Raw genomic sequence first — 23,588 nt, forward strand, 5'->3', positions numbered from 1 at the left:
CACGCATGCCTGGGCGGGTGAACCCATTGCGCAGTGCCTTTGCTGGGGCGGGGCACAGCTGCCATCCTCCATAGCGGTGCAGACCAGGCAGAAGCTGCAAAAGCAGGCCAGCTTGCCGTCAAGCGGCCATTTGACCATCTGCTTGCATTCCTCGGATGCAGCCGGCGCACCTTCGCCAGGTGGCGGACGTTGTGGAGCAGGTCAAAGGAAAACTCCTCGAGATGCTGGCAGTTGTCTGCAAAAAACCGTGCTTACACATTGAAAACCCGAACGACGTTGGTACGTCTAGACTTCGCACATGAAGAAACTGTTTGGAGTCTCTGCGCTCGTCTTGCTTTTGTCGGGCTGCTACGCGGCAGGCCCTGGATACAGCTACGGGTATAGCGATACCTACATTTATCAGCCTTATGGCGGCTCCTATTACTACGGGCGTCCTGCATATAGGCCTGGGTACTACCACCATCATCACGCGCACCGTCCACCGCATTACAGGCCGCATCCAGGCCACGGAGGGCATGGAAATCACCGTCCACCGCATGGAGGCCATCGCCCGGGTGGCGGTCATGGGCACGGCCATCGCTGAATGACAGGCCTCGACTGGCGCGCTAGAGCGAAGGCTGAGAACCAGATAACGCCGCGGTTTGCCAGATCAGGGGGCAGCGAGCCGGCACGTCCGGGCTGACGCAAAATGCCGCGCCACCTGGTGCGACTGCATGCGCCCACGACACGAACTCCACATCCACTCGTTCACTGCTGCCAGCTCAGGACCATTCCCGCACAGAGGGGCCAGCGCGGGCGGCCGCTGCCGCGTGCGCCTCAAGCGCAAGAACATATGAAAGCCCGCACCAGAGGGCTGGCTGTGCTTGGGCGGCTGCCTGGTCAGAGGTTGCCGCCCGAAATCTCGATCAGGCTGCCTGTGGTGTATGGGGACTCGTCCGAGATGAGCCATACGATTGCATTGGCAACCTCAAGAGCCGTTCCTCCGCGCTTCATGGGAACGCCAGCCGCCAGGCGCTGAACCCGGTCCGGCTGCCCCCCGCTGGCATGAATATCCGTCTCAATGAGACCGGGGCGGACAGCGTTGACGCGGATGCCTTCCGCAGCCACTTCCTTGGCCAGCCCCAGAGTCATCACATCCACTGCCCCCTTTGATGCCGCGTAGTCGACGTACTGGCGTGGCGCGCCAAGTCTTGCAGCAATGCTGGACACATTCACGATGGCTCCACCGTGGCCGCCATTGGCAGTGCTCATGCGAAGCACCGCTTCGCGAGCGCAGAGAAAAGCGCCTATGGTGTTGATCCGAAACATTCGCTCAAGGCGCTGCGAACTGAACTCGGCCAGCGTCTGTGCGGTGTCCACAATACCTGCGTTGTTGACCAAGGCGTCCAGGCGCCCGAACTGCACATCTGCTACGGCAAAAAGACGGCGAATCTGCTCTTCGCAGCCCATATCCGCCTGAATGGCCATGGCGTGCCTGCCCATTTCCGTTATTTGCAAGACGACCGCATCGGCTGCCGTCTGGTCTGTATGGAAGCTGAGCAGTACATCCCAGCCTGCTGCTGCTGCTTGCAGGGCGGTGGCCGCACCAATGCCTCGGCTGCCTCCGGTGATGAGCACAACTTTGTTTTTCATGGGACTCCTGGGTGATCCATTTGATTCTGCTGCGAGTCTCGTCCCCAGCTTCACGGTTCTCGATGCATCTTATCGCTGCTCTTTCACTTCGCCCTAGGCTTGATCCGGCCCGGTGCCCATGCTTTTGTATCTCAAGGCAACAAAAAACCACCTGTCGAGGTGGTTGAAAACCAATCGCAAGGCTGGACTCAAGAGACGGGGCTACCAATATCGGTAGTTGTGGCGCATGCGCAGCAGTCTCTCTTCCTCCTGCTTCTTTTCAATGTCTGTGGGCTCTTGCGGATCTAGTTGAGGCGGTGCAGGGAAATCCTTTTCCATGGAGAACAGCTCCTTGGTGGTTTCCCAGAACTTCTGGATTGGCGGGGGAATACGGCTATCCGGCATATAGACCTCCAGTCCTGGATGACGAATCAAGATTGATCGCCAAGAGCCACAGTACTCTTTTTAATAACCTTGAAGCCTTATCCAATAAGTAAAACGTCAGCTTTGGTGCATGGACTGGACGGGTGCGAGTGCTACGAAAAACTGCGATGCCACCTTCCCATCGGCTCTGACAAGGCTTCTGGCTGATGGCTCTTGACGCACAGGTTCGGCAATTCAGGAGCCACAGATTGTCCGAGACTGGCGAGCAGATGCGGCTAGCATGCAAGGCTCAACAGTGGAGCAGCTATGGAAAAGTACCGATTCAATGTGTTTGGCGACATCCTGGCCATAGAGCGCAGCAACTCGGGATGGCGCTGCTTTGCGGTTGGACTCGATGGAAAGCTTGGCCCGGTGGATCTGGCCGTCCCTCCTGAGATCACTTATGAGGAGCTGCCTCAATACCTCTACGACATCTACCACGAGAGTGCGGCATTGTCGGATGGCGACATCTTCGAGATATCCTGAGTCTCACCGAATGAGACCCGCTGCTTGTCAGGGATCGATGGTGCTGCCACCCATTGTGTCTAGGACTCATTCGCCAATCTGTTTGGCACCGACTTCATCACTGCAAGGAGATGGCAGCCATGACCCCTCACAAGAACCCGCTCAAAGAGCCGGAGCCCAAGCCGGATCCGATTGATCCGCCCAATGATCAACCGCCTGCAGAGCTGCCGGGCGATCCGATAGAGCAGCCCAATGTATAGCTGCTAAAGCCCGCGAAGTGCAAGCTGTCTTCATTTGCTGGCGAGCATCCGAAGTGGGACCATGACTGCATCGAAGCACTCAAGGAGAGCGACGATGTCTACTCTCATGATTCAACTGATTGGTCTGCAACTGGTCGTCTTGCTGGTGGCCTGGGTCATTTACGAAGTCAGAGACGATTGGACGTAAAAACCTGGCTGCAGCAAGCCTGGGCCGCTCTATCATGTCTCTTGCTGGTGATCGAGCGCAAAGCGTCAGGTGGGCAAGTGGCCTATGCGCCCCCGCTGATCTGTCCGCGGCAGGCATGGACGCCCTGCAATCTCTGGATAGCCGGCCTGAATGGAGGTTTGGGCCGCGCCAACATCGATACAGCCAAGGGGTTTGCCTGAGGCGTGCCTGATTTTGTCTATCTGCCTGCAAGGCAGCAGTGCATGGCACCGAGTGCGCAGTCAACACCAGCCGGCGTGGCCCGGGCCGGCTCAAACCCTTCTATAGCCAGCGTCGTACCCGCCGGCAATAGGCCACGAACAAAGCACCAAATCGCGCCTGCAGCGCTCTTTCCTCCGGTCGTATCTGGAAGTGCTGAAGGTAGGCCATGAACAGCGGCACAAGGAGCAATCCTGATAGCTTGCCCAAATACATGGCGAGTGCCAGCAATAAAAGCGCAAAGCCCAGATACATCGGATTGCGTGTCACCCGATAGATCCCGCTGACCACCAGCGTTGTCGATGCTGCCGGGTTGATGGGGTTCACCGTGGTCCGGGCACGCTGAAATGCCCGAACACCGGCGAGGCAGAACGCTGCGCCCAGTGCAGCGAGCATGAGCGCCGCCATCCATGAAGCAGTGAATCTGACCGGCAGGATATCGGGCAGAAGCCACATTGCCACGGCAAACACAGCGAACAGCGCCACCGGCGGCACCCGCAGCATGAGTAAAGAGGATTTGTTCTGCGGTGGGGATTGAGAAGTCATGCATGCAAGCCTAAAGCTTTAAGTGACTTCATGGTCAATCATGTGCGACTGCATGCCCACGCTGTATGAACTGGCTGTATGAACTAGCTGTATGAACTTGCGGTATGCCACGCCGTTGAATGCCAGCGCGGTCATTGCATCAGCTTGGATGATGCGAAGAGACAGCGTAAATGTGCCCATGACGTCAAACCTGCTGTCAACCTTCTTGAGGGGATTGGTTTCTTGTCCCGCTGGAATTATCGAGATGCTGGCAGGTCAGGGCGATAAGCGCGAATGCTTCGCACCTGGCATGCAGCTTTTCGTGGCATATGAACGATGTAGCTGAGTTTCCGGCTCCGAAAAATAAGAATTTTCTTATCCCCATCATTGACTGCTTTGATTAGCATGCTGTCCGTCGTCTGATGCTTTCTAGGGCCCATCGTCATATTCCGTCGGTGATCGCCGAGAGCGCCTTCTGATTTTCGTGCCTTGATAGCCGGGAAGCGGTGAAAACCCCGTTTTCGTATCCGTGCAAGAGTGCATTGACTTGCATGACGTCGTTGGCGGGGGAGGGCATCGCGGCCGCTGAGTGCCTCAGTCCGGCCCCCTGGTTTTCAAGGAGTTTGGCGGCAGGCGGGGAAATCCAGGTTTTGCCGTTGGCGAAGCTACGTCTCGATCAACTCAGAAATTTACGGGGGAAATTTGATTTAACACATGAACTGATCGCGCAAAGCAGTGAAAGCTCTTTCTACTGCATCGGAGGTAAAACACTGCAGGAAATTTGTTATCCGTTAAATATTTTGCATTAGTAACTTTTGTATGATTGCCCGCGGCCATAAACGTGGCTGTTTTCATGCGAAAAATGATGACACAAAGAATAAGTAGGTCTTATATGAGGGAGACAGCGCCTGGCAAGCGTTTTCAATTGTCGGCACTATTTGCTGCCGTACTGAGCTTTGCAGCTCCTGCCTTGGCGCAGCTATCCGGTGCTGCCATTGAACAGCAGCAGTTGCAACGACAGCAAGAGCGTGAACGGGAGCTGCGTGAGCGCATGGCACCCAATGCAGATACCTTGCAGCCGCGCACCAAGGCCGTTGAGCTGGAGATGCCCAAGAGCGAGACTCCCTGCTTTGCGCTGCATACCCTTGAATTGACAGGAGAAAAACTTGATCAAGTCCCGTGGCTCAAGGCGTCAGCGGGTATTGATCTGAGTGCCAGGCCTTGCGTTGGGGCCAAGGGTGTAGAGGTCATATTGGCCCGGATGCAGCAGGCAGTGCTTGAGCATGGCTACGTGACCTCCCGGGTCATGGTGGTGCCGCAGAACCTCCAGGGCGGTGTCTTGACCGTTGCTTTTATTCCCGGCGTTCTCCGCTCCATCCGATTTACCCCGGACAGCACAGGAGACACTTCGCTTATTGCAGCGCTGCCGTCCAAACCTGGCGAGCTGCTGCAACTGCGTGATATTGAGCAAGGCTTGGAAAACCTCAAGCGTGTTCCAACGGCAGATGCCGATATTCAAATCACTCCCGCCGAAGGCCCGGATGCCGAACCCGGTCAAAGTGATTTGATGATTACCTATAAGAAATTAAACCCGCTGCGCTTTAACGTCGCCCTGGATAATGGCGGCACCAGATCTACAGGCAAAGTCCAAGGCACGGGTACTGTGTCCTGGGACAACCCGCTGGGCCTGAATGATCTGATGTATTTCAGCTTCGGCGGGGGTATGGGCAATGGTGGCAACCGTGGCACCGAGACCCGTGCAGCGCAGTATTCCGTGCCTTTTGGGTACTGGCTGGCAGCCCTGTCCGGCTCCTATAACAAATACCACCAAGGCGTGGCCGGCGCCTATCAGAACTACACCTACAGCGGCGAATCCAGCAACCTGGATCTCAAGCTAAGCCGCGTCGTGTTTCGCAATGCCTCCTCGAAGACAACGGTCGCCATCAAGGCATTCCAGCGGACCTCCAACAACTACATCGACGATGTAGAAATCGATGTACAGCGCAGGCGCACCTCGGGTTTTGAGCTGAGCCTGAACCAGCGCAGCTATCTGGGCAATGCCATCCTGGATGCCAACCTGGCCTACAAGCGAGGCACAGGTGCTTTTGCGGCCTTGCACGCGCCAGAGGAGCCCTTTGGTGAAGGCACTTCGCGCATGAAGCTCTTCATCGCCGATCTGGCATTGTCCAAGCCCTTCGAGCTGGGCGGCACCAAGCTCAGACTCAGCAGCAACTGGCATGGCCAGTGGAACAAGACCGCGTTGACGCCACAAGACCGCATTGGCATTGGCGGCCGTTACACCGTACGGGGCTTCGATGGAGAGAGCACCTTGCTGGCAGAGCGTGGCTGGTACTGGCGCAACGAGCTCAGCACCCCCTTGAATCTGGGCGCTGCGGGCAATGCCGAGGCCTTTGTGGGTCTGGACACCGGCCATGTCAGCGGGCCTTCTGCGAAGTACCTGGTGGGCCGGTCATTGACCGGCGCGGCCATCGGCCTGCGCGGTGCCTGGCGCAACTTCTCCTATGAAGTCTTTGTGGCAACGCCTGTCAAAAAGCCGGAGCACTTCCGAACCTCCCACACCAACCTGGCTCTGAGCCTGGCCTACAGTTTCTGAGGCATCGTCATGAACAAGAATCTTCATCGCGTTATCTTCAACAAAGCGCGTGGCATCCGGATGGTGGTGCAGGAAACAGCTTCCAGCGAAGGCAAGGCCAGCAATGGCAGCACACAGACAGGCGCTTGTGATTCAGGCGCCTTGTCGGTGGGCAGTTTGCGCACTGCCAAGTCCTTCCTGAGCGATTTCCCGCTCTCTGCTGCAGCCAAGACAGCAGGCATGCTGGCCCTGGCTCTGGGGGGGCCTGCCGGTTTTGCGCAAATCATTGCCGACCCCTCGGCCCCCAATCGCCAGCGCCCCACGGTTCTGGAATCAGCCAACGGCACGCCCACGGTCAACATCCAGACCCCTTCTGCAGGTGGCGTCAGCCGCAACACCTATCAGCAGTTCGACATCGGGCAAAAGGGCGCCATCCTCAACAACAGCCGCACTAATGTGCAAACCCAGATTGGTGGCTGGGTGCAAGGCAACCCATGGCTTGCCAATGGCGGCGCCAGAGTCATCGTCAATGAAGTCAACTCAGCGGCGCAATCGCGCCTGATGGGGCCGCTGGAAGTCGCAGGCCAGCGAGCGGACGTCATCATTGCCAACCCTTCGGGTCTGGTGGTCGATGGCCTGTCCTTCATCAATGCTGCAGGCGTGACCCTGACGACGGGCAGACCGCTGTACGGAGCCAACGGAGCTGTTGATGGTTTGAATGTGCAAGGCGGTCTCATCAGCATCCAGGGCAATGGGCTTGATGCCACCAAGGCAGATTACGCCAACATCCTTGCAAGAGCCATCTCGCTGAACGCCGGGCTGTGGGCCCAGGATTTGCGTGTGGTCACAGGCGTCAACCAGATTGCCACCGACGGCAATGTCCAGCAAAGCAACCCCGGTGCGACAGGCGCAGAGCCTGCGAAACCTCAGTTCGCCCTGGACGTCGCTCAATTGGGCGGCATGTATGCGGGCAAGATCTTTATCGTCGGCACCGAGTCTGGCCTGGGTGTTCGAAACGCCGGCCTGCTCCAGGCCAGTGGTGCAAGCCTCACCTTGAACAGTGAAGGCTGGCTCAACAACAGCGGCTCCATTCAATCCAGCAGCTCCGATGTTGTCGTGAACACGCGTGGTGCGGTAGAGCAAAGCGGTGCCATCTATGGCGGCGGCAACGTCCAGTTGAGTTCGCAGGCGAGCCAGACACACAGTGGCACGGTGGCTGCCTCGGGTGATGTCTCTATTCAGGCTGCAGGGGCTGGAGCGCAGATTCAAGCCCGAGATGCCACAGTCTGGGCGGCTGGCCTGCAAACGGATGGCCAGTTGCTCGGGGATAGAAATCTGAGCGTGCATGCAGATGCACAGCTGCAAACCTCAGGCCAGGCGCTGGCCACCCGCAATGTGCAGATGCGAGGTGCAAGCCTTGACCTGTCTTCGTCCCGTCAGCAGGCTAAAACCTTGCAACTGCAAGCCACAACAGGTGACTTGCAAGCCAAAGGCAGTCAGTTGTTGGCAACCGAGAAAATGGATCTGCAAACGGGCCGGACACTCACGACAGATAGTGCGCGAGTACAGGCATCCACCCTCAGTGTTCAAGCCAACGCTCTGAGCAATGTCGGCGGACAGATCGTCCAAAGCGGCAGCAGCGACCAGACAATCGCCTTGCAGGGGAGTCTGGACAACAGAGCTGGCGTGATTCAAACCGCAGCGGGTAGGCTGGATATTGCTGCCGGGAACATCGATAACACGGCAGGCCAGCTGCTGCATGCCGGTGGCGGAAGCTTCAACCTGAGTAGCCAAGGCCAACTGCTCAACAACACCCAAAGTAGCAGCCAACCCGCCGTAGCGGATGGTGCACGTATTGTGAGCAATGGCTCCCTGCGCGCACAAGCCCAGGCCTTGAGCAACAGCGGCAGCGTCCATGCGGCGCAGGCACTGGAGACACATGCATCGACTCTTGGCAACAGCGGAGTCATGTATTCGGCAGGCAGCCAGGCACTGACCGTTGATGGCAGCACGACCAATACCGGAACGATTGGCGCAGCCCAGAACCTGACGGTGCAAACAGGGAGTTTCAATGGCGCCGCCACCCATGTCCTGGCTGCGGGCATGGCTGCTGATGGCAAGCTTGCCGCAGCGGGTGTCCTGACTGCAACTGCATCAGGAAATCTGCAAAGCGCCGGACAAATTCTGGCAGCAGGCAATGTCAGCCTCGATGCCGCAAGTCTGGATCTCAGGCAAGGCAGCGCAGCAAGCACCGCAGGCAATATGAGCCTGACGGCACAAAGCGGCGACATCCAGACGGGTGGCGCCCGCATCAGCAGCGCAGCTCTTTTGGCCATCCGAGCCGACGGCTCGAGCAGCCAGCGCCTGGACAACACCCTCGGACAGATCAGTGCAACGCAGCTCAGCATCAACGCGGGCAAGCTCGACAACACCGACGGATTGATCTCTGCGGTCGATCAGCTCGACATTACCAGTGCTCAATTGATCAACGGCATCACCCCTGCGGCCAGCACCGCCAAAGGCATTCAAAGCCAGACGGGTGATGTTCATCTGAACGTTCAGCAGCTCGATAACAGCGGGACCATCCAGGCTGCGAAGAACCTGGCTACGACCACTTCCAGCCTGGGCAACAGCGGCACCTTCTACGCAGGAGGCGAGCAGACACTGAATGCCGCAGGTGTAGTAACGAACAGCGGAACCATTGCCGCTGCCCAGGACCTGAACCTGACAGCCGCCTCGTTTGCAGGCACTGGCAGCAATGTGCTGGCCGCAGGCATGGCTGCCGATGGAAAACTCGCCAATCCCGGGACTCTGAACGTCACCACTTCGGCTGGATTGCAGACAGCCGGCCAGGCATTGGCTGCAAACAACGTCAACCTCGGCGGCGGCAGCCTGGATCTGGGAAGTGCAACGGTAGGCAGTGCCAATGCAGATGTGAATCTGAGTGCCGCCCAGGGCAACATTGTCACGGCGGGATCAAAAGTCAGCACACCAGGCAAGCTGTCGATTACTGCCAGCACGGTTGCAGGTCAAACGCTGGACAACACCGCAGGCCGCCTGGCCGGCCAGCAACTGCAAATCCAGGTCGGGCAGTTAAACAACCATCAGGGAAGCATTGAGCAGTCCGGGGGCGCTGATCTGGATATCAATCTGGGGGGCGGCGCACTGAACAACAACGCCGGGCGCATTGTTGTTAACGCTGCAAATCTGAAGCTTCAATCCGGTGCGCTGGACAATACAGATGGGCTGATCAGTCATGCCGGCTCAAGGCACGGCGCATTGCAGACATCCAGCCTTGACAACACCCGCGGACAGATCGTTGGCAACGGAACCCTGTCTTTGGCCAGCAGCGGCAATGTCACCAACAGCGACGGACTGATCTCCTCAAATGGCGACCTGCAACTGACAAGCGCAGACCTGGGCAACACCCGTACGGCCGCTTCAGGAAATGCCACAGGCATTCAAAGCCAAGGCGGCAGCCTCACGGTCAATGCCCAAGCCATCACCAACAGCAGCAACCTCTATGCTGCCAAGGATCTCAAAACCACTGCCACCAGCTTGGACAACAGCGCAACGCTGTACGCAGCTGGTGAACAGACCCTGGATGTGGCCGGTGCGCTCAGCAATCAAGGCACCATTGCTGCGGCCAAAAATCTGTCGCTCACCGCAGGCAGCTTTGCTGGCGGTGCTGCCAATGTTCTGGCAGCCGGCATGGCCGCCAATGGACAGCTGACGGGCAGCGGTGCATTGACGGCAGTGACCTCCGGCAGCCTGCAAACCAATGGGCAGGCACTGGCGACAGGCGCATTGAACCTGAAAGCCGCAAGCCTCGATCTTCAAGGCAGCACCACCGGAAGCACTGGCGCAGACGTGACGCTGAGCGCGACGACGGGAGACATTCACGCTGCTCAGGCCAGGATCAGCACACCCGGATTGCTGAGCATTTCCAGCACCGCCGGACAAAAACTCGACAGCTCCAAGGCGCAGCTCAGTGGTGGGCAGCTCAGCATCGATGTCGGCGAGATCAACAATACCGAAGGTGTCATCCAGCAGACGGATACGGCTTCCGCAGCCGCCAACCCCGTTGCAGGCATTCACAGTGCTGGCGCCATCAACAATAGCGCGGGACGCATCGTTGCCAATGCGCAGGACTTCACCTTGGTCTCCGGCGGGCTGCTTGACAACACGGACGGGATGATCGGTCATGCTGGCTCCGGCCAGCTTCGCGTGGATACGGCTGGACTCCACAACACACGCGGCAAAATCATCGGCAACGGGGCAACCACGCTCACCAGCTCTGCGGATGTCGACAACACCGGCGGCATGGTTGCAGGCCAGCAAAGCGTGACGGCCACAGCGACGGGTTGGGACAACACCCAGGGCACCCTGGTTGCAGTTCAAGGCGACCTCAATCTTCACACCACAACGAATGCCGTCAAAAACGCTGCAGGCCTGATCCAGGCAGACAACGATATTCGTCTCACACTGGACGGTGCAGGCAATCAACTGCAAAACGCTCAAGGCAAGATCGTCTCGGGACGAGACGCCATCTTCTCGACCGGCCAGATGGACAACGATGCAGGCCTGGTGGCTGCAGGTCGCAATCTCAGCATTGACACCCACGAGCAAGCCCTGAGCAACCAGGCAAGCCGCAGCAGCACAGGTTCTCTGGGCTTGGTCGCCGGCGCACAACTGGACATTCACAGTGGCACGTTGAACAACCAGGGCGGTCTGATCAGTGCCCAGACCGACCTGAACATCACGAGCAGCGGCGCGATCAACAGCACCGAGAAGAGTGCGCAGGCGGCGCAAATTTACAGCGGTGCACATCTCAATCTGCAAGCAACAGGCATCGACAACACGGGCAGCCAGATTCTTGCGGTGCAGGCAGCAGGCATCAACCTCGGTGGCGGCACTCTGACCAATCAGGCAGGGCTGATCCGGGTAGGGCAGGCATTGACGGTCCAGGCCGGAAGTATCGATAACCAGAACACCCTGGCTTTGAACAGCGATGGGAGCGCACAAGCGCTGGGCCTGGAAGCCAGCACGATTTCCGTGACCGCTGCCAAGCTGGACAACAGCCAGGGGGCTGTGCGTGCAGGCCAGGACTTGACGATTCTGAGCGATGGCCAACTGATCAATGATCGTGGCGAGCTCAGTGCCGGCAAGCTGCTGAAGATTGCCGCCGACCAGGCCGCCACTCCCACACTGAACATCAGCAACAACGCGGGTCAAATCGTTGCCGATCAGAATGTGGACATTCGCACAGGCAGCCTGAACGGCGCCGGAGAGATTGCCTCGCGCGGTGACGTCAGTCTGAATTTGCAAGGCGACCATACCCTGGCGGGCACCTTGCAGGCTGGCGGCAACCTGCAGCTGCAAGCCACGGGCACATTGACAAACCCGGTCACCGTCCAAGCCGGAAAGAACCTGACCGTCAACGCCAGCAACCTGGACAACCAGGCCACGGGTGAACTGCTGAGTGGACAGACAACGCAGCTCACCATCTCCGACACCTTGACCAACCGCGGGCTGATCGACGGTGCCGACACCCGCATTAAGGCCGGCAATATCAACAACGTTGGCACCGGCCGCATCTATGGTGACCGGGTAGCGATTGCGGCCAACGCGCTGACCAATCAGGAAGAAACGGTTGCAGGCATCACCCAGGCTGCCACGATTGCTGCGCGAGAGCGCATGGACCTGGGTGTTCAAAACATCACCAACCGAGAAAACGCACTGATCTATAGCGCAGGAAATCTCTTCACGGGTGGGGCGCTCGATTCAAATTGGCATGCCACAGGCGCGGGGCAGACGCTCAACAACAACAGCGCCACGCTGGAGTCTGCCGGCAGCATGGTGCTGGGGCATGACCAGGTTCGCAATACCAATGAGCATCTGCAGTGGACATTGGTCGACGGCCAGCCTCAAAAGATTATTGAATTTCAAGCACCTAACGGCCAGCGCTACAAGGGCAGCGACGTTCTGCTGATCTCCAATGGCAAGGTTGGTGGCTCTGGGCCGCAGGACATCAGCTTCGTGGTCAGCGGCAATGACTGGCGTTGCAGCATGGGCGGAGAAACCTGCTCATTCACTACCGGTGAAACGACAGCCTTCGACCAGTACTACAAAGGCTTGCTGTTGCCTTCCGAACAATATCCGTTCGCGAAATATGCGCCTTACTACAGCCCCAGCTATGTCGATGACAACGGCCAGCGGGTTCAGGGCTATATGCAGTACAGCGGCAACCGAATCATTGGATACACCTATTCATCAGAGGACAGTGCTGCCACGCCTATTGTGATCAGCGGTGCGCATTACGCAGCCGACCACCGAATCTGGAGCGACTTTGGCGTGCAGCCCTATACCGGGCCTGCACCTGTTTTAAGCGGCACCAATCCCTGCGCTGCTCTGGAAAGCTGCAAAGTAGGCTATCACGCCATCGACAGCTCCGATAGCGGGGGCCAGTATGTCCAGGTCACTCAGGCAAACGTAGACGAATACAACGCCTACAAACCCCTGCTGGACGCCCGCAATGCAGCGGATGCCGCCTTGGACGCGAAGCTGGATGCCTTCTACCAAGATATTCGCAATCGCTGGATTGGGGAGTTTGTCTTCTACGACTACAGCCGCACTGAGCAAAGTGCGCAAGTGACGCAATCCTCCCCCGGAAAAATCGTGGCAGGCGGCAATCTGCATTGGAATGGATCGAATCCATCCAGCAAGCTCCTGAATCAGGACAGCACCATCCTGGCGGGTGGAACGATCAATGCGACGGGCGGCTCGCTCGACAACCGAGCGACAGCCGTAGAGGTCCAATCCGTCGATCAAGGCTATGTCTACAGCACCTGGAAGGGCGGCTCCAGCACTCCAAACCGCAAGTACAGCGGCTCGGACTATGCACCTGTAGGCGCAATCAAGACGCAAACACTGGCCTCCTACACATACACCGAGCACGCTGCGAACCCCTCGACCGGCGCAGCGCCGGGAGCCAGCGCCATTTCAGCGGTGCAGGCACAGGCATCTGCTGCGGGCGCCGTGGATGCCATCAATCATTCCGTAGCTCCTGGAGCCGTGCAGGGAACGCAGGCAGGCCCGGCCGCTGGTGCAGCCACCGCAACGCAGACCCAGGGGCAGATCACAAGCAATGCCGTAGCGGGAGTGGCGGCGCAAGGGGGCAGCGCTCAAGCGCAGGCCTCTGCAAAGGTCGGCGCAGCCGCGACCCCCGAGAGTACGGCTGCGGATGCCTCCAATGCCAAATCGGCGTCCTCTCAGGTCAATATTCGCACCGCCCAGCCCAACACCCAGATACCCGGGACCTCCCTGTATCGCCAGCACCCTGAAGCAGGCTCCCGCTATCTGGTGGAGACAGACCCCAAGTTCACGCAATATAAAAACTGGCTGTCTTCGGACTACATGCTCCAGGCTCTGCAGATGGACCCCGGCACCGTTCAAAAGCGCCTGGGCGACGGGTTCTATGAGCAGCAACTGGTGCAGCAGCAAATCGGGCAGCTCACCGGACGCCGATTCCTGGGCAACTACACCAGCAACGACGAGCAATACAAAGATTTGCTGCAAAACGGCGCAACCTTCGCCCAGGCCCAGGGCTTGCGCCCTGGCGTGGAGCTCAGTGCGGCACAGGTGGCGCAACTGACCAGCGACATCGTCTGGCTGGTCACCAAGGAAGTGACATTGGCCGACGGCAGCAAGCAAAGCGTTCTGGTTCCGCAAGTGTATGTAAGGGTCAAGCCAGGCGATCTGGACGGCACAGGCACCTTGCTGGCAGCCTCGGATGTGAATCTGATCCTCTCCGGCAATGCCATCAACAGCGGCAGCATTGCGGGCCGCAACACCTTGAACATCACCGCCGAGAACATCCAGAATCTGGGCGGCCAGATGTCCGGCAACGACGTCAAACTTGCCGCCCGGCAGGACTTTGACAACCTCGCAGGCATCATCAAGGGCGTGGACTCGGCCACCGTGTCCGCAGGGCGTGACCTGAACCTCACAACCACCACGCAAAGCAGTGCCAACCAGGCAGGCGGCAACCGCTTTACCCAGACAGGGATCGATCGTGTCGCGGGCATCTATGTATCCGGGCCGGCCGGCGTGCTGGTCGCCAGTGCGGGCAACAACCTCAATCTCACGGCTGCGCAGATACAGAATGCGGGCACCGGAGCCACCGTGCTCACCGCTGGCAACAACCTGAACCTCAACACGGTTGCGGTCGGCAGCAGCCAGGATATCAACTGGGACAGCAAGAACTACTTGCGCCAGTCGAGCACGCTGGATGTGGGCACGCAGATCACCGGCGCAGGCCGCGTGAACCTCAGTGCAGGTCAGGATATCAATGCCAAGGCAGCCACCATCGATGCAGGCAAGGCCTTGAGCCTGTCCGCCGGCAACGATATCCAGATCAGTGCCGGCCAGGCCAGCCAAAGCCTGGACGAGGCGCATCAGCACACCACCAAAGGCTTTCTCTCCAGCAAGACCGTCACCACGCGGGAGCAACTGCACAGCACCACAGCGGTTGGAAGCAATCTGGGCGGAGATACGGTGGCCATCAACGCCGGCCGCGATATCGCGGTTACCGGCAGCCATGTGGTCTCCGACACCGGAACCACCTTGCAGGCGGGCCGAGACGTCACCATCGCCGCCGCCCAGGAAACCTCCAGCGAACAGCACTACCGCAAGGAAACCAAGAGCGGCATCTTTGGCGGCGGCGGAGGCATTGGCTTTACCATCGGCAGCCGTATGCAAAGTGCCGATCAGACGGGCACCCACACCACGGCCGCAGCATCTACGGTCGGCAGCGTGGGCGGCGATGTCAACATCATTGCGGGCAATGCTTACCAGCAGGTCGGCAGCGATGTCATGGCCCCCAAGGGCGACGTCAATGTCGTGGCCAAAGAGGTTCAGATCGTCGAGGCCCGCGAAACCGGCAGCTCCGCCACCGAGCAACGCTTCAAGCAAAGCGGCTTGAGCGTCAGCATCGGCAGCCCCATCATCAGCGCCATACAGACAGCCGACAACATGGCGGATGCCGCCCGCAACACCAGCAGCGGCCGCATGCAGGCCCTGGCAGCAGCGGCGACGGCGTTGAACGTCAAGAACTCCGTGGGCGAGTTGCAGGGCGCTGCCAAGGCGCTGGCCGGCGGAGACCCCTCCAAGGCCGCCTCCATCTCCGTCAGTCTGGGCTCCAGCAAAAGCCAGAGCAACACGGCACAAACCAGCGACGGCGCACGTGGCAGCACCGTCAAGGCCGGCGGTAACGTCAACATCGTTGCCCAAGGGGCGGGGGCGGACAGCTCCATCCTGGTGCGCGGCTCGGATATCACTGCCGGCCAGGACGCCACCTTGGCCGCAGAAGGCGATATCCGCTTGCAGGCGGCACAGAATACGGCAAGCCTCAGCGGCAACAGCAGCTCCAGCTCCGGCAGTATCGGCGTGAGCGTGGGGCAGCAGACTGGCATTACCGTCAGTGCCAGCAAAGGCCGTGGCAATCAGGCCGGTGACGATCTCACCCACACCAACACCCATATAGCCGCAGGCAACAGCGTCACTCTCCAGTCCGGTGGCGACACCGACCTCAAGGGGGCCGTGGTCAGCGGCAAACAGGTGGTGGCCGAAGTGGGTGGCGATCTCAAACTCGAAAGCCTGCAGGACAGCAGCAGCTACGCCAGCCGCAACCAGACGGTGGGCGGCAGCCTCACCATCAGCCCCGCAGGCGTGCCCATTGGCGGCGGATTGAATGCCGGCCAGAGCAAGGTCAACAGCAACTACCAAAGCGTCACCGAGCAAAGCGGCATACAGGCAGGGGACGGCGGCTTCCAGGTCAGCGTCAAGGGCGACACCGACCTCAAGGGCGGTGTCATCGCCAGCAACCAGACGGCGATAGATCAGGACAAGAACCGTTTCAGCACCGAAGGCGCACTCACCACCAGCGACCTGCACAACAGCGCCCGCTACGAAGGCCAGGCCGTGGGGGTCAATGCCAGCGTGGGCAACGATGCGGGCAAGTTCGGCGTCAAGGGCGTGGGAGCCGGCGTAGGCCAGGACAGCGGCAGCGCCCAGGGCACCACCACGGCGGGTATCTCCGGCATTGCTGGCGACCAGAGCGTGCGCACGGGCGATGCCACGGGTATTGAGCGGATATTTGATCAGAACAAGGTGCAGCGCGACATCGATGCGCAGGTGGCAATCACGGCGGAGTTTGGCAAGCAGGCGGCCAAGTCATGGGGTGAATATGCCAATACTCGATTTGCCAATTCCAAAAATGAAGAAGAGGCACGTTGCTGGGGGCCGGATGGCGCATGCCGCGCTGGTGGCCATGCACTACTTGGCGGATTAGGTGGTGGAGTGGCCGGTGCGGCAGGTGCAGGGCTCACTAGTGTTGCTGCGCCGCATGTCGCAGGCTATCTGATTGGGCAAGGGGTCGAGCCAAGCACAGCGGCCGCGCTGACGGGCTTGCTAGCTCTGGGGGCTGGCAGCGCCGCTGGTGGTGCGGCAGCAGGAGCCGGTGCGCTCAATGAGGCTGCGCAGAACAACCTAGTTTTTATAAACAACGTCGTGAATGGCACCGTTCAGCAGGCACAACGCCTTGGACCGGGAGGGCTGAGGTTGTTGGACCAGGCCGGCCAAGCGCTATTGCGCACGTGCGCGAGCAGTAGCGTGTGCATGAATCTGCTGCCGGCGGCAGCGGCGGCATGGTTGGCTGCACAGTTGACCCAGGAGTTTGAGGCGAAACAACCGAGTCTGGCGGATCAGATACCTGGCTACGGTGGTGGCTACGGACCGAAGCCGGGGCCGAGCCACACGGGCAATGACAAGACCACAAACCCCATACCAGGGGGGACGTCGACGACATATCCAGCGGAGGGGCCGAAAGAGAGCGGGGTTGTGGGTGGCAAACCACTGGATCCTCAGAAGCCGGGGGATAGTATCCTGCCCGGAAAGCCTGCAGAGCCGTTGCCTGGGATAGGGCCAGTTTTTAGTGAAAAAAATGATTCTGAAGATGGCGTGGGAGTATCTGGCGAGTTGAAGAATATTTCTCAGCAGCAACTAGATAAAAAATTCAAGCACGCCTCAGATTTTGGTGTGATAACTACTAAAAAAAATCCTGATACACTCAATCAATTTGGCGCAGCTATTGAATCTCATATGAAATCACCAAGTACTATTGCACATGGCACTTATGGTTTTGTAAAGGATTCAAAAGTCTTTTTCGATCCGCAAACAAATAATGCCGTAATTTTGGATGGAAAAGGAATTTTTGTGACTGGATTCAAATTATCCCCTGGCACGCCTCAGTACGAAAATTATATGAAAAATGGAGTTTTACGTTGAGTTCCTCTCTCTTTGAAATCGCTACATCCTTTGTAGCAGGAAAAATTTCTGCTACATCTTTCTCAGATTCATATATCGACCTCTGGAGAATTGAAAGAGATAATGGTATTCTTCAGAAAGACGAGTCCCGATTAAGTGAATGTTTATCTAGTATATTTTGTGCAGCCGATATGTATTGTGCTGACGATGAGCTGCGAGAAGTTTATGAATTTGATGAAGAACAATTAAAGTATGAAGTTTCTACCATATTGAAGAAGTATCTGTCCGACTAGTTGGGGCGTTGTTGCATCAATCGCTGCGCCGCAGGCCGTAGGCTTGCGGCATGAGTCATCCCAACAAACCTCGCTATCGAACAACGAACTGGAAGCAATACAACACGGCTCTCAAGGTTCGAGGCTCTCTGTCAATTTGGATGGACAAGCGGATGGTCTGGTTTGCCGCTGCCAGCGGCAAACGCGGGCGAAGCCCGAAGTTCTCTGATGTTGCCATTCAATTTTGCTTGACGCTCAAGAACCTGTTCGGGCTAGCTCTCAGACAAACCACCGGCTTGGTGGAGTCGGTGCTACAACTGTGCGGCCTTGCATGGCCAGTTCCTGACTTCAGCACCCTGTGCAGGCGGCAGCGAGATTTGAATGTTCAGATTCCGTACTCCCCCTGCAAAGCAGGCTTGCACCTGCTGGCTCATTCCACGGGCATCAAGTTCTGGGTGAAGGCGAGTGGAAGTGCAAAAAGCACGGTGCTGAATACCGCCGTCAGTGGCGCAAGCTGCACATAGATATTGATGCCGACATCTTGCAGATTCGAGCAATCTGCGTGACGAGCCATAACGTCAGTGATGCTTCGGTGCTATCAGGCTTACTAGAGCAGTTACCGCCAGATGAAGCGCTCAACAGCCTTACAGGCGATGGCGCCTACGACACACAGCCTGCCTACGAAGCGGTCGTCAGGCACGGCGCCATTGCCATCATTCCTGCGCGCAAGAATGCTCGAATCCGCAGGGGGCTGTGTTGGGTATTGCAATGCTGCGATTGACTCGTGCAGGCGGCTGGGTCGAAGCATCTGGATGCGCTGGATTGGCTACCACCGGCGAAGCTTGGTGGAGACCAAGATGAACTGCATTAAACGATTGGGTGAACGAGTGATGTCTCGCACCTTTGAGCGCCAAGTCAACGAGCTGCATATCAGGGCAGCCATATTGAACCGATTCACTGAGCTGGGCCGTCCTCAGACGGCAGTCGCTGCTTAGTAAAATAGATTTTATTATGACAAATTTAAATAAAAGTCTGGAAGATATTTTGGGTGGAAAAGTAGAGCGGATCAGTGACCTTGTGGTTCCTGGAATCATAAAAAAAGAAGGTTCCGGTGTGATTTATTTTTCCGTTGAAAAGAAAGATGATCATAAAAAGCAATTTCGAAAAATTACAAATCACACGAATCCTCCATTTGCAAAATTTGGAGGTGTTAGCGAGAGTGGTTGTTTTATAAGAATACCTGATGGTACATTTTTTTACGCATTAAATTATAGTGGAGATTTAGAAGGATGGGAAAAAGATATTGATGAGGGAGCATCTGCAAATGGTTCTATTTTGGCTAAAATTGATGGCGAAAATATAAAATTAAGCAATGGGATTTTTTTCCATTTAAGTGCATGTGAAATAGTTTTCAACTAAATTGAGGCGTAGTTGTATGAATTGTCACGTGGCGTCAGATAGGTCGGGCACGGACTTAGCGTTCACATGGCAAACCCCGTTGTCGCACCACCAACTGGAAACAGTACAACGCTGTACTTAGAGTCCGAGGCGCCCTGAAAATCTGGCCGGGAGAAGGTGTGTCATGGTTTGCTGCTAGCAGCGGTAAATGCGGGCGCAGCCCGAGGTTCTCGGATGCGGTCATCCAGTTTTGTCTGAGCATTAAGAATCTTTTTTTAGACAGCGGCATGGCCTTGCCGGCCGGCCGTGACGGCAAGCCATGTCGTCTCAGACACCGGAACCACCTTGCAGGCAGGCCGAGACGTCACCATCGCCGCTGCCCAGGAAACCTCCAGCGAACAGCACTACCGCAAGGAAACCAAGAGCGGCATCTTTGGCGGCGGCGGAGGCATTGGCTTTACCATCGGCAGCCGCATGCAAAGTGCCGATCAGACGGGCACTCACACCACGGCCGCTGCATCTACGGTCGGCAGCGTGGGCGGCGATGTCAACATCATTGCGGGCAATGCTTACCAGCAGGTCGGCAGCGACGTCATGGCCCCCAAGGGCGATGTCAATGTCGTGGCCAAAGAGGTTCAGATCGTCGAGGCCCGCGAAACCGGCAGCTCCGCCACCGAGCAACGCTTCAAGCAAAGTGGCTTGAGCGTCAGCATCGGCAGCCCCGTCATCAGCGCCATACAGACAGCCGACAACATGGCGGATGCCGCCCGCAACACCAGCAGAGGCCGCATGCAGGCCCTGGCAGCAGCGGCGACGGCGTTGAACGTCAAGAACTCCGTGGGCGAACTGCAGGGCGCTGCCAAGGCGCTGGCCGGCGGCGACCCCTCCAAGGCCGCCTCCATCTCCGTCAGCCTGGGCTCCAGCAAAAGCCAGAGCAACACGGCACAAACCAGCGACAGCGCACGTGGCAGCACCGTCAAAGCCGGCGGTCATGTCAACATCGTTGCCCAAGGGGCGGGGGCGGACAGCTCCATCCTGGTTCGCGGCTCGGATATCACTGCCGGCCAGGACGCCAACTTGGCCGCAGAAGGCGATATTCGTCTGCAGGCGGCTCAGAATACGGCCAGCCTCAGCGGCCGCAGCAGCTCCAGCTCCGGCAGCATCGGCGTGAGCGTGGGAGGGCAAACCGGCATTACCATCAGTGCCAGCAAAGGCCGTGGCAACCAGGCCGGTGACGATCTCACCCACACCAACACCCATATAGCCGCAGGCAACAGCGTCACCCTCCAGTCCGGTGGCGACACCACGCTCAAGGGGGCCGTGGTCAGCGGCAAACAGGTGGTGGCCGAAGTCGGTGGCGACCTCAAACTCGAAAGCCTGCAGGGCAGCAGCAGCTACGCCAGCCGCAACCAGACGGTGGGCGGCAGCCTCACCATCAGCCCCGCAGGCGTGCCCATTGGCGGCGGATTGAATGCGGGCCAGAGCAAGGTCAACAGCAACTACCAAAGCGTTACCGAGCAAAGCGGCATACAGGCAGGGGATGGGGGCTTCCAGGTCAACGTCAAGGGCGACACCGACCTCAAGGGCGCTGTCATCGCCAGCAACCAGACGGCGGTGGAGCAGGGCAAGAACCGTTTCAATACCGAAGGCGCACTCACCACCAGCGACCTGCACAACAGCGCCCACTATGAAGGTCAGGCCGTGGGGGTCAATGCCAGCGTGGGCAACGACGCGGGCAAGTTCGGCGTCAAGGGCGTGGGAGCTGGTGTAGGCCAGGACAGCGGCAGTGCCCAAGGCACCACCACGGCGGGTATCTCCGGCATCGCCGGCGACCAAAGCGTGCGCACGGGTGACGCCACGGGCATCGAGCGGATCTTTGATCAGAACAAGGTGCAGCGCGAGATCGATGCGCAGGTGGCGATCACGGCGGAGTTTGGCAAGCAGGCCAGCAAGGCCGTGGGGGACTATGCCCAAGCGCAGACAGAAGAGGCCCGCCGACTGAGAGAACAGGCCAGAGCGGAAAGCGACCCACAGCGTCGCTCAGAACTGGAGACCCAAGCCAAGAAGTTGGAAGATGCCTGGGGAGACAACGGCAGCCTGCGCCTGGCTGCGCACACGGTGATCGGCGGACTGACGGGCGGTGTTGGTGGAGCAGCGGGGGCTGCGGTCGGTACTCTCACGGCACCCGCAGTGGCGCATGCACTCAGTGACGCCGGCATTACTGGCACCTTGGCTGATGTACTCACTGCAGCAGCCAGTACGGCTGCAGGTGCTGTGGTGGGCGGAACCAGTGGAGCAGCTGCTGCGGGTAATGAAGTTACCAATAACTACCTCACTCACAATCAAGCTCGAGAAAAAGACAGAAAGCTAGCTAATGCCAAAACGGATGAAGAGCGCAAGCAAATTGCCCAGGAGTACAAGCAGCTTGATGAAACGCAGCGCAAAGAGGCGGGTATGTGCTTGGTCAACGACCAATGCCGGAGCGTTTTTGACAAAGAATCGCTCAAATCCGTGCTTGCCGAGTTGAATACAGCCTGCTCGCCGCCACGCTATTGCACGGCAGATGAAAAGGCCAGCATCCAAGAGCTCAACCAGTTCTATGCGATCCGTAACAGTGTCAAGCCTGACACGATGTTCGAAGAGATACTTTTGGGCAATAAAATTATAAGTAGTGCTTTTAAGGGCGTGGTTGCATTGTATGGTCGCCTAACAGCTGAAACAGCTACTATCTATTCCAAACCGTTGGGTGTTGTTTCTGATTTTGAAGGTAAAGCGGTAAAGGTATTTGAGGCCGCTCCTCAGTATGGTTACAAGGTCGAAGGGAATATAAGTGCAACAGGTGCTAATCTAGAAAACTCTGCCGCACAGTTTGTAAAGGACGAGGCAGGAAAGGATTTTATCGGAATCCTGAGTTCCAAAACTGGCAATAATAATGGCATTGACATCGCCTATGCAAAGATGGTGAATGGTCAGCCGCAACTGGTGATTGGCGAAGCCAAGGCGGGTGACAGTGCACTAACGGCGCTGGGGGAGAGTAAGATGGGAACTTTGAATAGGAATCTTAATGTAATTCGGGATAGTATTGAAAATACGGTTAAAGATGCAGATACAAAGAAAATTCTTTTGGATCAATTACGAGATAAAACCTATCAGGTGGAGCTCTACACTAGTGTCAATAATGCAGCCAAGACCGCAGGTCGAGTGGATGATGTCCTTTTGCAAAGAATGGGGACAACTGTCTCTCGTGTCGTTACATTTGAAAGAGTTAAATGAAGTATTTTGAGCGATGGAAAAAAGAAGTTGATGAGCAATTAACGGGAAATTTGAATCAATGGGGGCGAACTTCTGGATATCCGGGGGTTATGAAGTCAGTGGCGGAGAAAGGCGGAAGATTTTCTACTTGGCATATGCTGGCTATGCCAAGTAATGCTGTGGAGGATGATCTTGTTAATTTCATTTTTATAGCGGTAGTTTATCCCGAGCACGAATACAGCAAGATATTTCTGAACTGGGCCAACGAAGCGGCAGATCGTGCATTGGCCGATGAGCGATTCAGCATAGACCCTGAGGCCGATCGGACCACCAAATACGTACCGGGCTCGGGTTGCCGGGGCTGGAAAGTAGAAGGGGTCTACCCCGGCAACCACGGCGAAACCCTGGCAGCAGCCTGCCTGTCACGCGCCGTACGCGATGACAGTGAACTGAATGCCGTCGACCTACTGCAAGCCGCCGATGAAATTGCGGAAACCGCATTGCACGGAGGCACTGCCAATTGGATCTATATGTCGCAAAGCTGGTATCTGCGTTGCGTGCGCTTATGCCTGTTGGCTGGTCGAGTAGATAAAGCACAGTTTTTACTTAAAAACATCCGTCGTAAATTTAAGCACACATACGTGCACCAGCAATGGCTACAGGTACTGTGCAATGCTATTGAGGCTGCGGGTGATAGTCCTTTGTCTAGTGAAGCGGTCGAGCAATTTCAAGCATTTTTCGATGAAATACGTAATCCAGAACTACGAGGCATGCCTAGTGACAACAAGGATGGCACTAATCTGTTTGGCAGCATCAATCTGCTGCGCCTGGAATTAGCAGTCCTCAAACAGCAATACATTCTGCGTCAGCCATTGGACGGAAATTGGCGACAGGTTTTGGAATCCATCAGCGAGTAAGGATTGAGGTCCCGAAGTCGCTGATGCCTTCTCATTAGTTGCTCCAGGAACTGACGCAGTTGATGCTTTGTGAAGGTTCTGGAGTGAGCAGCGCTTCAAGAAAATCCGCTCCAGCCTGGCGAT

At 57.6% G+C, this 23,588-nt stretch carries 11 protein-coding genes and 2 pseudogenes; 10 read left to right on the forward strand and 3 right to left on the reverse strand.

What is annotated here, in order from left to right; translation table 11 throughout:
* Positions 1-407: 407 nt before the first annotated feature.
* Positions 408-587 carry a hypothetical protein gene (locus CTATCC11996_RS06770; RefSeq protein ID WP_003074401.1) on the forward strand — a complete coding sequence of 60 codons (180 nt, stop codon included), beginning with the start codon at positions 408-410 and terminating at the stop codon, positions 585-587.
* 292 nt (positions 588-879) lie between these two features.
* Here the strand turns inward: CTATCC11996_RS06770 and CTATCC11996_RS06775 are convergent, their stop codons facing one another.
* The gene (locus CTATCC11996_RS06775) at positions 880-1,632 is read right to left on the reverse strand and encodes an SDR family oxidoreductase (protein ID WP_003074403.1); all 753 of its coding nucleotides are present in this window, start codon (positions 1,630-1,632) and stop codon (positions 880-882) included.
* Positions 1,633-1,833: 201 nt separating this feature from the next.
* Positions 1,834-2,016, reverse strand: a complete 183-nt coding sequence (locus CTATCC11996_RS06780) for a hypothetical protein (RefSeq protein ID WP_003074406.1) — start codon at positions 2,014-2,016, stop codon at positions 1,834-1,836.
* A 285-nt stretch (positions 2,017-2,301) separates the two neighbouring features.
* Here CTATCC11996_RS06780 and CTATCC11996_RS06785 point away from each other — a divergent pair, with 285 nt between their 5' ends.
* Positions 2,302-2,520 carry a DUF7661 family protein gene (locus tag CTATCC11996_RS06785; RefSeq protein WP_003074408.1) on the forward strand — a complete coding sequence of 73 codons (219 nt, stop codon included), beginning with the start codon at positions 2,302-2,304 and terminating at the stop codon, positions 2,518-2,520.
* Positions 2,521-3,246: 726 nt separating this feature from the next.
* Here the strand turns inward: CTATCC11996_RS06785 and CTATCC11996_RS06795 are convergent.
* Positions 3,247-3,729 carry a methyltransferase family protein gene (locus CTATCC11996_RS06795; RefSeq protein ID WP_050878826.1) on the reverse strand — a complete coding sequence of 161 codons (483 nt, stop codon included), beginning with the start codon at positions 3,727-3,729 and terminating at the stop codon, positions 3,247-3,249.
* 871 nt (positions 3,730-4,600) lie between these two features.
* On the opposite strand from CTATCC11996_RS06795, the gene CTATCC11996_RS06800 reads away from it, so the two are divergent.
* The 8 genes and pseudogenes from CTATCC11996_RS06800 to CTATCC11996_RS06815 all read left to right on the forward strand — a co-directional run bounded on the left by CTATCC11996_RS06800 (position 4,601) and on the right by CTATCC11996_RS06815 (position 23,465).
* On the forward strand, positions 4,601-6,322 hold the full coding sequence (locus tag CTATCC11996_RS06800; RefSeq protein ID WP_003074418.1) for a ShlB/FhaC/HecB family hemolysin secretion/activation protein: 1,722 nt from the start codon (positions 4,601-4,603) through the stop codon (positions 6,320-6,322).
* Positions 6,323-6,331: 9 nt separating this feature from the next.
* Positions 6,332-17,647: a hemagglutinin repeat-containing protein gene (locus CTATCC11996_RS06805; RefSeq protein WP_003074420.1), complete on the forward strand. Its 11,316-nt coding sequence runs from the start codon at positions 6,332-6,334 to the stop codon at positions 17,645-17,647.
* On the forward strand, positions 17,644-17,919 hold the full coding sequence (locus CTATCC11996_RS24820) for a colicin immunity domain-containing protein (protein ID WP_003074422.1): 276 nt from the start codon (positions 17,644-17,646) through the stop codon (positions 17,917-17,919). Before CTATCC11996_RS06805 ends, CTATCC11996_RS24820 begins: the two co-directional genes overlap by 4 nt.
* Positions 17,920-17,969: 50 nt before the next feature.
* Positions 17,970-18,893, forward strand: a pseudogene (locus CTATCC11996_RS24825) (IS5 family transposase).
* A gap of 16 nt (positions 18,894-18,909) precedes the next feature.
* Entirely contained in the window at positions 18,910-19,317 is a 408-nt protein-coding gene (locus CTATCC11996_RS25445) for a hypothetical protein (protein WP_138983839.1), read from the forward strand.
* A 71-nt stretch (positions 19,318-19,388) separates the two neighbouring features.
* A pseudogene (locus tag CTATCC11996_RS25450) lies at positions 19,389-19,592 on the forward strand (transposase); the annotation flags it as partial.
* A 10-nt stretch (positions 19,593-19,602) separates the two neighbouring features.
* The gene (locus CTATCC11996_RS24835; protein WP_080569835.1) at positions 19,603-22,569 is read left to right on the forward strand and encodes a hemagglutinin repeat-containing protein; all 2,967 of its coding nucleotides are present in this window, start codon (positions 19,603-19,605) and stop codon (positions 22,567-22,569) included.
* Positions 22,566-23,465 (forward strand): hypothetical protein, encoded by a 900-nt coding sequence (locus CTATCC11996_RS06815; protein WP_042438385.1) that lies wholly within the window; start codon positions 22,566-22,568, stop codon positions 23,463-23,465. The genes CTATCC11996_RS24835 and CTATCC11996_RS06815 overlap by 4 nt, the downstream gene beginning before the upstream one ends.
* Positions 23,466-23,588: the final 123 nt, after the last annotated feature.

It is taken from the genome of Comamonas testosteroni ATCC 11996 (assembly GCF_000241525.1).
In the GTDB taxonomy this organism is placed as follows: Bacteria; Pseudomonadota; Gammaproteobacteria; order Burkholderiales; family Burkholderiaceae_C; genus Comamonas; species Comamonas testosteroni.

What these genes read in the sequence shown, in the direction of transcription:
- CTATCC11996_RS06805 (WP_003074420.1), top strand. Translation starts at nt 6,332, where the DNA reads ATGAACAAGAATCTTCATCGCGTTATCTTCAACAAAGCGCGTGGCATC.
- CTATCC11996_RS06780 (WP_003074406.1), bottom strand. Translation starts at nt 2,016, where the DNA reads ATGCCGGATAGCCGTATTCCCCCGCCAATCCAGAAGTTCTGGGAAACC.
- CTATCC11996_RS06785 (WP_003074408.1), top strand. Translation starts at nt 2,302, where the DNA reads ATGGAAAAGTACCGATTCAATGTGTTTGGCGACATCCTGGCCATAGAG.
- CTATCC11996_RS06770 (WP_003074401.1), top strand. Translation starts at nt 408, where the DNA reads ATGGCGGCTCCTATTACTACGGGCGTCCTGCATATAGGCCTGGGTACT.
- CTATCC11996_RS06795 (WP_050878826.1), bottom strand. Translation starts at nt 3,729, where the DNA reads ATGACTTCTCAATCCCCACCGCAGAACAAATCCTCTTTACTCATGCTG.
- CTATCC11996_RS25445 (WP_138983839.1), top strand. Translation starts at nt 18,910, where the DNA reads ATGACAAATTTAAATAAAAGTCTGGAAGATATTTTGGGTGGAAAAGTA.
- CTATCC11996_RS06815 (WP_042438385.1), top strand. Translation starts at nt 22,566, where the DNA reads ATGAAGTATTTTGAGCGATGGAAAAAAGAAGTTGATGAGCAATTAACG.
- CTATCC11996_RS06775 (WP_003074403.1), bottom strand. Translation starts at nt 1,632, where the DNA reads ATGAAAAACAAAGTTGTGCTCATCACCGGAGGCAGCCGAGGCATTGGT.
- CTATCC11996_RS06800 (WP_003074418.1), top strand. Translation starts at nt 4,601, where the DNA reads ATGAGGGAGACAGCGCCTGGCAAGCGTTTTCAATTGTCGGCACTATTT.